Annotated in this window: 14 protein-coding genes; 3 read left to right on the top strand and 11 right to left on the bottom strand. The window is 66.8% G+C overall.

What is annotated here, in order from left to right; translation table 11 throughout:
• Nucleotides 1-7: 7 nt before the first annotated feature.
• The gene (locus F9Z44_RS14360) at nucleotides 8-1,258 is read right to left on the bottom strand and encodes a helix-turn-helix domain-containing protein (RefSeq protein WP_159607242.1); all 1,251 of its coding nucleotides are present in this window, start codon (nucleotides 1,256-1,258) and stop codon (nucleotides 8-10) included.
• A 168-nt stretch (nucleotides 1,259-1,426) separates the two neighbouring features.
• Between F9Z44_RS14360 and F9Z44_RS14355 the strand changes: the two genes are divergently transcribed.
• Entirely contained in the window at nucleotides 1,427-2,317 is an 891-nt protein-coding gene (locus F9Z44_RS14355; protein ID WP_442907291.1) for a transporter, read from the top strand.
• Between the two features lie 20 nt (nucleotides 2,318-2,337).
• On the opposite strand, the gene F9Z44_RS14350 is transcribed toward F9Z44_RS14355, so the two are convergent.
• The 9 genes from F9Z44_RS14350 to pqqA all read right to left on the bottom strand — a co-directional run bounded on the left by F9Z44_RS14350 (nucleotide 2,338) and on the right by pqqA (nucleotide 8,144).
• A complete protein-coding gene (locus F9Z44_RS14350; protein ID WP_159607240.1) occupies nucleotides 2,338-3,021 on the bottom strand; it encodes a hypothetical protein in 684 nt (227 codons plus the stop codon).
• Nucleotides 3,018-3,542 carry a hypothetical protein gene (locus F9Z44_RS14345; protein ID WP_159607238.1) on the bottom strand — a complete coding sequence of 175 codons (525 nt, stop codon included), beginning with the start codon at nucleotides 3,540-3,542 and terminating at the stop codon, nucleotides 3,018-3,020. The genes F9Z44_RS14350 and F9Z44_RS14345 overlap by 4 nt, the downstream gene beginning before the upstream one ends.
• A 10-nt stretch (nucleotides 3,543-3,552) precedes the next feature.
• The gene (locus tag F9Z44_RS14340; RefSeq protein WP_159607236.1) at nucleotides 3,553-4,164 is read right to left on the bottom strand and encodes a hypothetical protein; all 612 of its coding nucleotides are present in this window, start codon (nucleotides 4,162-4,164) and stop codon (nucleotides 3,553-3,555) included.
• Nucleotides 4,139-4,924, bottom strand: coding sequence for a hypothetical protein (locus tag F9Z44_RS14335; RefSeq protein WP_201449966.1), 786 nt, complete (start codon nucleotides 4,922-4,924; stop codon nucleotides 4,139-4,141). The genes F9Z44_RS14340 and F9Z44_RS14335 overlap by 26 nt, the downstream gene beginning before the upstream one ends.
• A gap of 2 nt (nucleotides 4,925-4,926) precedes the next feature.
• Nucleotides 4,927-6,051, bottom strand: coding sequence for a pyrroloquinoline quinone biosynthesis protein PqqE (gene pqqE, locus F9Z44_RS14330; RefSeq protein WP_159608736.1), 1,125 nt, complete (start codon nucleotides 6,049-6,051; stop codon nucleotides 4,927-4,929).
• 28 nt (nucleotides 6,052-6,079) lie between these two features.
• Nucleotides 6,080-6,337: a pyrroloquinoline quinone biosynthesis peptide chaperone PqqD gene (pqqD, locus tag F9Z44_RS14325; protein WP_159607234.1), complete on the bottom strand. Its 258-nt coding sequence runs from the start codon at nucleotides 6,335-6,337 to the stop codon at nucleotides 6,080-6,082.
• The gene (gene pqqC, locus F9Z44_RS14320) at nucleotides 6,334-7,065 is read right to left on the bottom strand and encodes a pyrroloquinoline-quinone synthase PqqC (protein ID WP_159607232.1); all 732 of its coding nucleotides are present in this window, start codon (nucleotides 7,063-7,065) and stop codon (nucleotides 6,334-6,336) included. Before pqqC ends, pqqD begins: the two co-directional genes overlap by 4 nt.
• 12 nt (nucleotides 7,066-7,077) lie before the next feature.
• Nucleotides 7,078-7,995, bottom strand: a complete 918-nt coding sequence (gene pqqB / locus F9Z44_RS14315; RefSeq protein WP_159607230.1) for a pyrroloquinoline quinone biosynthesis protein PqqB — start codon at nucleotides 7,993-7,995, stop codon at nucleotides 7,078-7,080.
• 74 nt (nucleotides 7,996-8,069) lie between these two features.
• Complete coding sequence (gene pqqA, locus F9Z44_RS22785) at nucleotides 8,070-8,144, bottom strand: pyrroloquinoline quinone precursor peptide PqqA (protein ID WP_068167214.1); 75 nt, start codon at nucleotides 8,142-8,144, stop codon at nucleotides 8,070-8,072.
• A gap of 95 nt (nucleotides 8,145-8,239) precedes the next feature.
• Here pqqA and F9Z44_RS14305 point away from each other — a divergent pair, with 95 nt between their 5' ends.
• Both F9Z44_RS14305 and F9Z44_RS14300 read left to right on the top strand, forming a co-directional pair.
• On the top strand, nucleotides 8,240-9,313 hold the full coding sequence (locus F9Z44_RS14305; protein ID WP_159607226.1) for an alpha/beta fold hydrolase: 1,074 nt from the start codon (nucleotides 8,240-8,242) through the stop codon (nucleotides 9,311-9,313).
• Nucleotides 9,310-10,320: an MBL fold metallo-hydrolase gene (locus F9Z44_RS14300; RefSeq protein ID WP_159607224.1), complete on the top strand. Its 1,011-nt coding sequence runs from the start codon at nucleotides 9,310-9,312 to the stop codon at nucleotides 10,318-10,320. The genes F9Z44_RS14305 and F9Z44_RS14300 overlap by 4 nt, the downstream gene beginning before the upstream one ends.
• 14 nt (nucleotides 10,321-10,334) lie before the next feature.
• Here F9Z44_RS14300 and F9Z44_RS14295 read toward each other — a convergent pair whose 3' ends face one another.
• Entirely contained in the window at nucleotides 10,335-12,422 is a 2,088-nt protein-coding gene (locus F9Z44_RS14295; RefSeq protein WP_159607222.1) for a sigma-54-dependent Fis family transcriptional regulator, read from the bottom strand.
• Between the last annotated feature and the right edge of the window lie 374 nt (nucleotides 12,423-12,796).

Genomic DNA, 12,796 nt, shown 5'->3' with positions numbered 1-12,796 from the left:
TTCGCTTTCAAGCGGACGAGCTCCTCGTCGCGTGTGCTTGGCCTTCGTCAGCGCTTTGCGGCGGCTGGCGCCACTCCGCCAGTCGGCGGTAAAGCAGCCCGCGCGACACACCCAGCATTCGCGCGGCGCGCGCGACGTTGCCCTTGCAGCTGGCGAGGGTGGCTTCGATCACCGAGCGGCTGGCGTCCTGCAGGGTGTGAAGGCTCGGCGCCACGGCCTGCGCGGGTGCTTTTGCTGGCTCCTGCGCCATGGGCGGCACGGACTCCACGGCCGCGCGCATCGAGGCCTGCGGTTGCACCTCGATCCACAGGGTCAGGCCGTTGGGCAGGCGCTGGGCATGTGGGTCGCCACGCCGGCCGATGTCCATGAGCTGGTTGAACGACAGGCCCAGCATGGCCTCGGTGGACGGGTCCGCATCGGGCCGGATGCCGAATCCCAGCAGGCTCATGCCGAAGGCGTTGAGCGACACGATCTGCCCGGTGCCGTCCACCGCCGCCAGTCCTTCCAGCGGCGTTCCGATCATGCTGCGCCCGTACTGGAAGCGCAGCAGCAACAGGCGCGCGGACTGCACCTCGAACAGCCGGTTTTCGATCACGGTGGCGTACATGCGCACCACCACCATCGGATCGAAGCTGAAGGCGCCGCCCTCGCAGGAGATGTCGAGCACGCCGGCGATGCTGCCGTTGGCGTGGTGCACCGGGGCGGCCACGCAGTGCATCGACCGGATGCCGTCGAAGAAGTGTTCCCCGCCACGCACCAGGCAGGCCTCGCCAGTGCGCGCGGCCACACTGGGCGCGTTGGTGCCCGCGGCGTCTTCGTCCAGGTTTACACCCACGCGCGTGATGATGGGCATCAACACGCCTTCGCCCCTGGCCGTGGGCGTTGAGCGCACCACCACGCCTTCGTGGCTGGTCAGGATGGCCTTGCAGGGCGTGCCCGCCAGTGTGGCGTCGAGCTGGTCGAGGTCGGCGCTGGCGGCCTGCAGCAACTGCCGGTTGCGCCCCAGCACATTGACCAGGCGCGACTTGGTGACCGGGTCGAAACCCAGCGGTTTCTCTGGATCGCGGCGCGCGCCGACGCAGCGGATCCACGACTGGATGACTTGCTCCGAGACCAGGCCCGAGGGGCGTTCGCCCTGCGAGAAGAAGCGCTCGCGCGCCAGGCCGATCAGTTGCTCGGGCGTGGCGAAAAACGGGTTGGGCGCTTGAAAGCCCGCGCGCTTGACGAACGTTCGTGCGGTCGGTGGCCGGGGCTTCATGGGCGGTTCCTCACGTCAGAAAAGTGTTCTGCGACGAGACACTGTTTGCACCGGGTATTTACTTAGGTGCGTTGCACCTGGCTGCGAACGTACGATCGCCGCGCCCTCAGGGCCCGACCGGGAAAGTTCCCGGACGGCATTCAAAAACCGGAGACCCACGTGCCCACCATTTCCCACCTGAACACGCGCCGCTCCAAGGCCCTGGCCTTGAGCGTGATCACCGCCGCCACCCTGCTGGCCCTGCCGGCGCACGCCATCGACGTCGATGCGGGCGACTACACCGCGCTGCCCGCCGGCACCAGCCTGGGCCTCGTGTACTACCAGCACGCCTCGCGCGACAAGCTCTACGCTGGTGGCAACCAGGTGCCGATCAACCCGAAGCTGAACTCCGACATCGGCATCGTGCGCGGCGTGCACTTCATGGACATCGGTGGCTACATCGTCGATCCGCAGTTCCTGCTGCCGTTTGGCAAGCTCAGCGCCAAGAACGACATCGCCGCGCTGGGCAGCAACACCGGCGTGGGTGACCTGCTGCTGGCGGCCACCGTGTGGCTCACCAAGCCCGGCGACAAGACCCACTTCGGCATCACGCCGTTCGTGTTCGTGCCCACCGGCCAGTACGACCGCAACGACCCCCTGAGCTTGGGCGAGAACCGCTGGAAGTACGCGCTGCAGGCTGGCTACATCACGCCGCTGTCCGACAAGGTCACGCTGGACATGGCGGCCGACGTGCAGATCCATGGCAAGAACAAGGACTTCGGAGCGAGCAGCGCCACGATGGAGCAGAAGCCCCTGTTCCAGGCCCAGGCCTTCCTGCGCTACCAGCTCTCGGCCACCACCGATCTGCGCGCCGGCGTCTCCCACACCACGGGTGGCGAAACCAAGATCAACGGTGTGAGCCAGGACGACCGCCTCGCCACCACCAAGTTCCAGTTCGGTGTGGCGCATTTCATTGGCCCCAAGACGCAGGTGCTGGCTACCTACGGACGCGACGCCTCGGTGCGCACCGGCTTCAAGGAAGACGGCCGCATCAACCTGCGCCTGTTGCAGATTTTCTGATGATCGTGGTGCGCTGAAGCTCAGCGCACCCACTGTGCCTCCAGGCTACCGCCGACCAGGAAGCCCTGGGGCACCTTCTCCTCGCGCTCGAACTTCACCAGTCCCTTGCCCTTGCAGTACCACTCGCGGCTCGTGAGGGGCACGTCGGTGAAGCCGTTCACCGGATCGGTGAAGAGGTTGAGGTTGGCGCGGCCGACCACACGCAGGCAGGGCTGGTGGGTGCCGGTGGGTGTGGTCACGCTGTCGTCCACCGCCTCGATGCGCCAGTACATCAGCGCCTTGTGGCTGTAGCGCAGTTCGCGCGGGTGTTCGTTGCGCCGCAGGATCAGGTAGGGCACGGTGGGGGTGGTCCACTCGGTGCCCACCACATACGGTGACTTGAGCACCCACACCGGCTCCTTGTCGGGCGTGGGCTCTCTGTCGATGTCCATCTGGGTAGCCACGCGCTTCACGCCGGTCTCGTCGGTCTTGAGGAAGTAGCCCACGCCCGCCGAGTGGTGGCGCACCATCACGCGCTGGTCATCAAGCGTGCGCGGGCCTTCCACGCGCAGCGTCCATTCGTCCACGGGCGGCGCTTCTTCGCTGGTGAGCTTGACCTCGTACACCTGGGCACTGCCTTCGACGAGCGGGAACCAGCTGTCGCTCTGCGTGCCCTGACAGGCCGCGAGCAAGGTGGTCAGGCCGATGGTGGTGAGGTGCTTCATTTTTCGGGCAATTGCGCGCGGGGCAGGTCGCTCAGCTTGAGTTGCAGTTTGTCGTTGCCGGTGGGACGCAGCCAGGCGAAGCCGCCCTGGCCGCGGATCGGCTCGGTGCTGCCCATCTGGGTGTTGCCGTCGCGCGCCTTCTTGATGCCGTCGCCCAGGATGCGCGCCAGGTCTTTCTCGTACGGCAGGCGGTGCACGCGCGGCATCTCCAGTGGCTTGTTGTCCTTCATGGGGTTGACCCAGATGAAGATGGCGCCAGGGTGGTTGCGCCCGGGGCTGGGTTCGTCGAACACGGCGGACAGCAGCACGAAGCGCTGGGGCAGTGCGTCGTCGCTGGGCCAGCCGGCAATGCCTTGCAGCGTGCTGTGGGAGAGCGCATAGAAACCGGTGACCAGCAGCACCGCACCAGCCTTCACGCCCCAGTGCCAGCGCGTGGCCAGCAGCAGGCACACGAGCAGGAAAGCGAGCAGCGCATACACAAGCACCAGCAGCAGCAATTGGGAGGAAACGGTGGGGATCATGGTGGTGGTGTCAGAGACCGGTTCTTTGAACGATGGTCAGAGGTCGGGTGTTGATGTCGGTCACCGCGCCGGTGTCGTTGATGCTGAAGCGCACCAGCGTGCGTTCGTCGCCCTTGCGCGGAATCTGCTGCGTGCCGGTGAACACGATCTCGGCCTGCGGGTTCACCTTGACCACCGCCACCGACACGTCCACCGGTTGCTGGTCGCGCGTGTCGTAGTAGTGGGCGTTCACCACGTATTCGCCCGGCACCAGGCCGCGCAGCGTGACGATCTCCTGGCGCACCGGGCTGCTGATCTCGCGGCCGTTGACGATCACGGTGTTGTTCTTCGCGCCGCGGTCGTCGCGGTCCAGGTGCAGCATGCCGGCGTCGCGCTCGCGAAACCACAGCGTCTTGCCGCCTGGCTCGTTGACCCAGGCGTCGATGTCGTTGGGGTTGTTGTCAGGCCAGGAGATGGTGACGATGAACTCGGCCTTGGCCGGGATGTCGCCGGCCTTGCGCGACTTGGGGTTGAACGAGAGCAGGGCGATGACGAAGCAGAAGACGAAGGCGATCAGCATGTTGAACAACATGTCGTAGAACGGATCGGTCTCTGTGTCACGGACCGGGCGGCCGATCGCCATGTGGCGCTCCTGCAAGGGCCTGTGTGGCGGGTGGCGTGGTGGCCAGCGTGTCGGCCACGAGCGCGTCGGCAAAACGGTCCAGCCGCATGAGCTGCAGGCCGAGCAGGATGTTGCCGGTGAGGCCGGTCACTGTGGTCAGCAGTGCGATGCCCAGGCCTCCGGTGAGGTTCTTGAGCAGTTGCGCCGACTGGCTGGCATCGAAGCTGTCCATCTGGCCGAGCTGCAGCGCCAGGATGGAGAAACCAATCACCTTGCCGAGCAGGCCGAGCTTGAGCTGGATGCCGTTGAGCCACCAGGCCATCTCGTGCGGGCCGTGCGCGCGCTCGCCCAGGATCTGCATCCAGGTGTTCTGGTCGGCGCCGGGCTGCGCGCAGCCGCGCAGGTACTCGGCGCTCCAGTCTTCGGCGTCGCTGTTGGCGGCGAGGCGGCGCGTGTCGAGCCAGCGATCGAGCCGCTGGCGCTGCAGGCCCAGCGCCCAGGCGCGCCGGCCGGCCCACACCGAACAGCCGATGAACAGCAGCACGATGACCACCGTGAGGCCCGTGGGATCGGCCGCAACCAGCCGGTGCCAGGCACCGGCCCGCCACAGCAGCAGGGCGCCGAAGGCCAGCAGCCCCATGTAGGCCAGCCACAGCAAGAAGAGGCCATTGGGTGCCTGCTCCAGCGCCAACGGGCTGCGCCGCGCGCCCGGCAGGTGGCTCACCAGCGCGGCGCCGAGCATGCCTTGGTGGTTGGGTGCGGAGGACGCGGCTTTGGCCATGGTCAGGCTTCGGGGTGCAGCGTGCGCGACTCGGCGTCGCTTCGAAAGACGATGGGAATGTGGCGCTGCGCGGGGGCCTGTTTCACCAGTTGCACCACCTTGTCGTGGTGTGGCGATTTGCTGCACACCGGGTCGGCCTGGGTGGCGTCGCCAGTGATCAGGAAAGCCTGGCAGTGGCAGCCGCCAAAGTCCTTGTGGCGCTCGTCGCAGGTGCGGCAGGGCGGCTTCATCCAGTCTTCACCGCGGAAGGCGTTGAAGGCCTGGCTCTTCTGCCAGATGTCGGCCAGCGGCATGTCGCGCACGTTGGGCAGCTTCAGGCCGGGCAGGTCGCGCGCGTTGTGGCAGGGCATGGCCACGCCGTCGGGCGCGACCGAGAGGAACACCGAGCCCCAGCCGTTCATGCAGGCCTTGGGGCGCTGCTCGAAATAGTCGGGCACCACAAACAGCAGCTTGCAGCGCTTGCCGATGGTCTCGCGGTAGCGGTTGACCACCGCCTCGGCTTCGATCAGCTGCTCGTGCGTGGGCATGAGGTGGTCGCGGTTGACCCAGGCCCAACCGTAGTACTGCGTGTTGGCGAGCTCCAGGTACTCGGCGTCCAGCGCGAGCGCCATCTCGATGATCTGGCCCACGTGCGGCAGGTTGTGCCGGTGCAGCACGCAGTTCATCACCATCGGCCAGTCGTGCGCCTTGATCAGGCGCGCCACCTTCTGCTTGAGCTCGAATGTCTTGGTGTGGCTCAGAAAATCGTTGAGTTCGCGCGTGCTGTCCTGGAACGAGAGCTGGATGTGGTCCAGCCCGGCGTCTTTCAGGCGCTGCGCGCGCGCCTCGTTCAAGCCCACGCCGGAGGTGATGAGGTTGGTGTAGTAGCCCAGCGCGTGCGCTTCCTGCACCAGTTCTTCGAGGTCGTCGCGCACCAGCGGCTCGCCGCCCGAAAATCCGAGCTGCGCGGCGCCGAGCTTGCGCGCCTGCCGCATCACATCGACCCACTGCGCAGTGGTCAGTTCGTCCTTGATGCGCGCGTGTTGCGTGGGGTTGTAGCAAAACACGCAGTGCAGCGGGCACTGGTAGGTGAGCTCTGCCAGCAGCCACAGCGGTGGGCCTGCCGGGTGGGTCTTGGCGGCCAGCATGGAGAGCGCCTCGGAGACCGGCGCGAACTCAGTCGATCCAGCCACGGCGGCCTCCTTCTTCAATGAGGGACTCGACTTGCGGAGCGAGGCCCTGGACTGAAAACGCGGCCTCCAGCTCGCTCACGATCTCGGCCACCGTGCGTTCGCCTGTGCAGCGCTTGAGGATTTCGGCGGCGCTGTCGTTGAGCTGCACCATGCCCTCGGGGTACAGCAGCACCCAGCGCGTCTGCGCTTCCTCGTACTGCAGGCGGAAGCGGCGCGAGAGCTTGGGGTGAGAGGAGGTCATTGGCAGGCTTTCTCGATCGCGTCCAGCATGGTCCACAGCACATCGAGCTTGAACTGCAGGATGTCGAGCGCGCGGTGTTGCGCCGCGCGGGTGGTGAAGTGGTCCAGCGTGACCTGCAAGCCGTGCTCCACGTCGCGCCCGGCCAGCGGAATGCGTTTGCGGAAATAGCCCAGGCCATCGGCGTCGATCCAGGGGTAGTGCGTGGGCCAGCTGGCCAGGCGGTCCTTGTGGATCTGCGGCGCGAACATCTCGGTGAGCGAGGAGCACACGGCTTCCTGCCACGGCGCCTTGGCCGCGAAGTTCACATAGGCGTCGCAGGCAAAGCGCACGGCGGGCACGACCCCTTGCAGCGAGAGCAGGTCGTCGCGCTGTATGCCCACGGCCTCGCCCAGCCGGATCCAGGCCTCCAGGCCACCGCTGGCCGAGCCCTCGTAGTCACCATATCCGTCGTGGTCGAGGATGCGCTCGACCCACAGGCGGCGATGCGCGCGGTCCGGCATGTTGGCCAGGATGGCGGCGTCCTTGCGCGGGATGCAGACCTGGTAATAAAAGCGGTTGGCCACCCAGCAGCGCAGCTCGTCGGGCATGCAGCCACCAGCGTTCATGCGCACGTTGAATGGGTGGTGGATGTGGTACGAGCGGCCCTTGTCGCGCAGCTGCGCCTCGAACTCTTCGCGGGTCCAGGCGGGGAGGCCTTCCAGGGAGCGCGGGGTGGTTGCAATGTCCATGGTGGTGGGGTGTCAGAACACGATGTCCATGCCGTCGTGGGCCACCTCGATGCCGTGGCGGGTGAGCTCGGCGCGCTCGGCGGAATCCTCGATCAGCATCGGATTCGTGTTGTTGATGTGGATGAGGATCTTGCGGACGGAGTGCGGCAGCTTGTCGAGCTGTTCGATCATGCCGCCGGGGCCACTTTGGGGCAGGTGGCCCATCTCGGCGGCCTTCTTCTTCGAGAGGCCCTGCGTGATCATTTCGTCCTCGGTCCAGAAGGTGCCGTCCACCAGCAGCACCGAGCAGCTGGCCATGAGGGCGAGCAGGTCGGGGGTCACGGCGCCCAGGCCGGGCGCATAGAACACGCGAGCACCGGTGGCGGGGTTGTGGATCACCAGGCCGAGGTTGTCACCCGCGCGCGGGTTGCCGCGAAACGGCGAATACGGTGGCGGCTTGGAGGCAATGGCCACGGTTTGCACTTCGATGCCGGGCAGGCCGTCCACGGTGACGGTACTGCCGTCCGATGGCATCTCGGTGGTGGCCACGCCGCAGTAGTGCGAGAGGATGCCGGTGATGGGAAAGCCGCTGGAAATGTCGGACAGCACCTCGGGTGTGGCCAGCAGCGGCAGTTTCGAGCCGCGCTCGCGCAGCATGATCAGACCGGTCACGTGGTCGATCTGCGCGTCCATCAGCAGCACCGCCGCGATGCCGCTGTCGCGCACGGCGCGTGCGGGTTGCAGGTCGGGCGTGTCGCGGATCTGGGTGAGGATGTCGGGTGAGGCGTTCACCAGCAGCCAGTCCAGGCCGTTGGCGGTGATGGCGATCGATGATTGCGTGCGCGCGGTGGCCTTGATGCGCCCGTTGCGCAAGCCGTCGCAGTTGGCGCAGTTGCAGTTCCACTGCGGGAAACCGCCACCGGCCGAAGAACCCAGAACGCGGATGCGCATGTCAGGACACCTGAAAGACCAAGAAAAAGGCGCACGCGTTGTTCACCCGTGCGCCCCAAACCAAGCGATGAAAATCAGCGGTTGGCGATGTACATCGTGATTTCAAAACCAAAACGCAGGTCGGTGAAGGCGGGGGTCGTCCATTGCATAGAAGGTCTCCAATAATGGGTTGGCACGAAACATGTCTGCAAGCTCGCCAGCACCATTGCCACAAGCCGCCCCGATGAATAGCAATATCGATGCCATGAAAACTGTGCCATGCCCGGCGGTGGCCAGTCCCGCGTGGCCGCGCCCGCAACACATGCCGCTGGGCCGCCTGCACCGCATGGCCTGGCGGGCCGTGGGGGCGCCGGATGGTGAGCCCTGGCTGCTGTTGCACGGCGGTCCGGGCAGCAGTTGCCAGCCCGGCATGTTGAGGCCTTTTGACTTGTCTTTGCAGCGGGTGGTGGCGCCCGATCAGCGCGGCTGCGGTGCCTCGCTGCCCAAGGGGCGCACGGCCGGCAACCACACGGCAGCGCTCGTGGCGGACATGGAAACGCTGCGCGAACACCTGGGGTTGGAGCGCTGGTCGGTGCTGGCCGGTTCGTGGGGCACGGTGGTGGCTTTGGCTTACACGCTGGCGCACCCGCAGCGAGTGCAGCGCCTGGTGTTGCGCGGGGCGTTTGCGCTGAGCAGGCGCGAGGTCGGCGGGCTGCTGTTGCCCTCGTCGCGCGTGCGACAGTCGCTGGGCTGGGGCGCGCTGTGGCCGGTTTTTCCCGGCGCGGTGCTGCCCGCCGCGCTTCGTCGGCTGACACAACTGATTCAAAGTGGGACACCCGGTGTTGCATCGCTGCGCGCCGCGCGCGGCTGGGGTTTGCTGGAAACGGCGGCGGCCGCGCGCAGCCAGCGGCGCAGCCTGCGGCATGCGGCGCTCACCGCACCGCGCCTGGCGGCTTCGATCCGGCGCGAATGGGCGTCACTGCGCAAGGCCGAGAGGCGCGCCATGGCCCGGCTGAAGAGCCCCGGGAAAACCCGCGCCGACCGCAACGCCTTCGCCAAATTCCGCATCCAGGCGCACTACCTGAGTCACCGCGGTTTCATGCGCCCGGGCGAGCTCGATCGCGGCGTGTTGCAGGCCGCTCGCCACGGCACACCGGTGGACTGGGTGCATGGCCGGTTTGATGCGATCTGCCCACCGGCCAACAGCCGGCGCTGGGCCGCGCTCGGCCGGTCTTCGGGTGGCGCGGTCTCCCACGAGGCGCCACACAGCGGCCACCTGGGCCACGAGCCCGACATGCTGAGCGCCTTGCGCAAGCGCGTGCGCAGGACGCTGGCATGAACGGCCTGCGGTGTGCGCTGGGGGCGGGCCTGCTTGCGCTGTTGTTGGGTTGCGCGTCCACGGCATCCCGGCCCGACTGCAGCGCTGCCAACACGGTGCCGTGGCAAGCGGTGGTGCCCGGTGTGTGGGTGTGGCAACCCGACGCGGAGGGTGAGGTGTCCGCCGCCAATGCGGGCCATGTGGTGCCCACCTCGGTGGTGGTCTCGGGCGGCGAAGCCCTGGTGATCGACCCCGGCCCGAGCCACCGCCACGGCCTGCGCGTGCGCGACTCGCTGGCCTGCCGCTTCGGTGCGCAGGTGCGCTGGGTGGTCAACACCCATGCCCATGCCGAGAACGTGCTGGCGAACTCGGCGTTTGCCGACCGGCTGGCGACAGGCGAGCTGCAGATCCTGTCCAACGAGGGAACGCGCAGCGCGATGCAGCAGCGCTGCCCGGCCTGCCTGGCCAGCCTGAGCGAGCGCGCAGGCGCAGACGCCATGGCGGGCACGCGCATCGTGTGGCCCAGTCGTGTGCTGCAGGCCGGTGAGGTCTTGCGCATCGGCGCTCACCGGCTGCGGGTGCTGCCGCCCGCGCCGGGCCACACCGAGAGCGATCTGGTGCTGTGGGACGAGGCCAGCCGCGTGGTGTGGGCCGGCGGGCTGGTGTACGGGCAGCGCCTGCCCGAGCTGGCGCAGGGCGGGGTGGACGCGTGGTTGTCGGCGCTGGAGCGCATCGCCGCGTTGCGTCCCAGGCATGTGATCGGCAACGCGGTTTCCAGCGCGGAGGACGACGCAGCGGTGCCCCCCGCGATGGCGGCCACCCGCGCTTACCTGACGGAGTTGCGCGCACAGGTGCTGAGCGCAATGGACGAAGGCCGACACGCTGGCGAGAGCGGGTTGATCACCATGCCCGCGTACGCGGGCTGGGCGGGGCACGCGCAGCGCCAGGGCTTCAACGTGCAGCGCGCGTGGCGCGAACTGGAGCCGGTGTGGATGGAGCGCGAAGCTCCATCGCAACCATCGAAGTAACGCCCGGCCCCGACTCAGTTCAGCAGGTCCGGCGGGAGTTGGTCTTTCTTGCGGTAGATGGTGTTGCGCGACACGCCCAGCGCCTTGGCCGCCGCCGACACATTGCCTTTGTGCAGGCGCAGCATCTGCGCCATGGCGCTGAGCGCCACGTCCTGCAACTTCTGGCCCTCAGTGGCCACTTCCACCACTGGCTCGGGCACGCCGCACACGGGGGCGGCCTCGGCTGGCACCACGATGCTGGCCGCGGGTGTGGCCGTGCTCATGGCAAACGTGGGGCGCACCAGCACCTTGTCGTGGTCCAGCTCTTCAAGGAAGTCATCGGGCAGGTGACCCATGTCGATCACGCCGCCCTGGCCGACCATCACCACCGCCGTGCGCAGCAGGTTGTGCAGCTGGCGGAAGTTGCCGGGCCAGGCGTAGCGCTTGAAGAGGTCCATCACCTGCGCCGACACGCCCACGGGCTGGCTGCCTTCGCTGAGCGCGAGCAGGATCTTTTGCACCACAAGTTCGAAGTCGCTGCGCTCGCGCAGTGCGGGCAGGCGCACCACCAAGCCGTTGAGGCGGTAGTAGAGGTCTTCGCGGAAATCGCCGCGCGCGATCATGTCCTTGAGGTTCTTGTGCGTGGCGCTCACCACCGCCACGTCCACCTCGACCTCCTTGCCCGCGCCCAGCGGGCTGACCTTGCGCTCCTGCAGCACACGCAGCAACCGCGCCTGCAGGTGCTTGGGCATGTCACCGATCTCGTCGAGGAACAGCGTGCCGCCGTGGGCCTGCAGGATCTTGCCGATCGAGCCCTTCTTGCGCGCGCCGGTGAAGGCGCCCTCTTCGTAGCCGAAGAGTTCGGACTCGATCAGCGTGTCGGGAATGGAGGCGCAGTTGACCGACACGAAGGGCTGGGCTGCGCGCGTGGAGTCGCCGTGGATCGCTTGCGCGAGCAGGTCCTTGCCGGTGCCGGTTTCGCCCAGGATCATGATCGGGATGTCGCGCCCGCTGACCATGCGCAGCTTGTGGATCACCGAGGTCACCTGCGCGTCGCCGGTGTCCAGGTAGTGCAGCGAAGAGAACTGCATCTTCTTGCCGGTCTGCTTGAGCGGCTCGGGCCCCGGCTGTGCCGCTGGGGGCGCCGAATGGGGTGGCGTGGCTGCGTCGCCGGTGCTGCCCGCGGGCTTGGCGGCCCACATGTTGGAGGCCTTGAGCTTGACCCGGCACCACACCGACACACCGTTGTGCATGCACAGCTGTTTGGGGTTGGGCGTGGCGCCGCTGAACAGGTCGAACAACGCCGACACCGGCAGACCGAACAGCGAGGAAAAGGTGTGGGCCTTGAGTGCGGAAAACGGCAGGCCGATCTGGAACTGCGCGCTTCGGTTGGCCGAGAGAAAACGGCCTTCGGGCGAAAACACCGCGATGCCTTCGACCAGCGTGCCCAGAAATTCGGAGCGGGTGTGGAAGTGGATGCGGATCGCCTTGGGGAAGATGTCGGCGAACATGTGGTTCTCGATCATCTGCGCCGACATGCGCACCAGCGCCAGCGTGTGCTGGTGGTAGCTGCGGTGGTCACCTGTCACATCCAGCGCACCGATCACCTGGCCGTAGGGATCGAAGATGGGCGAGGCCGAACAGGTGAGGAACTTGTTGGCGTTCATGTAGTGCTGACCGCCGTGCACGGTGAGCGCTTCCTCTTCGCTCAGTGCGGTGCCGATCGCGTTGGTGCCCTTGCTTTTCTCCGACCAGTCCATGCCGGGGGTGAGTGCGACCTGGGAGGCGCGTTCCAGAAAATCCATGTCGCCCAGCGAGTGCAGCACCAGTCCCTTGGCCGAGGTGAGCAGCACCATGCTGTGGGTGTTGACGATCTGGTCGTACAGCGTTTCCATCACGGGTGCTGCGTGCTGGAACAGGAAACGGTTTTCTTCCAGCGCGTCAGGCAGGACGCCGTGGGCCGGACTGGAGAAATCAGGCTCGTCGGTGACCGTGATGCCATAGCCCTGCGAGCGGCGGTGCGACTGCCCGATCAGGTCGTGGTGGTCGTGTGCGGGCATGCCCGCAGGCGGGGATTCAACCCGACGACCCGCAACGGTGCTCGTGAAGAGGGCGGAACTCATGTTGTCTCCAGGGTCCGGGGGAAGGCCCCCCCAGTAGTCCATCTGCCATGGCGGTTCGCCGTCCGCTGGCGGGGTGGGGCCGTGGTAATCGCTGTCTTGATGGCTCATGCAATTTTCTTCATAACTGTCCCGGGAAACAACACTGGTAATCCCGGTGTGCAACAACCCACACCGGGTGTACCCATGCCCTGTTAGCAATTAACTTGCCTGCTTTTGAACTACTTTTCCCACTGAAAAGGTGGTCCAGAAGGCACCAGTTGTCCGCAGGGGTGTGACACGCTGCGCGACGACCGTCTGCACAGTTGATGCAAATTGGTACACGTTGGCGGTGTCGATCCGGCTTTTGATGGAAGGCCTGCTTCTTGCTGACCACG

The sequence above is a fragment of the Hydrogenophaga sp. PBL-H3 genome, from assembly GCF_010104355.1.
Classification (GTDB): domain Bacteria; phylum Pseudomonadota; class Gammaproteobacteria; order Burkholderiales; family Burkholderiaceae_C; genus Hydrogenophaga.
The sequence above is the reverse complement of the archived record's forward strand: the minus strand, read 5'-3'. Positions and strand labels throughout refer to the sequence as shown.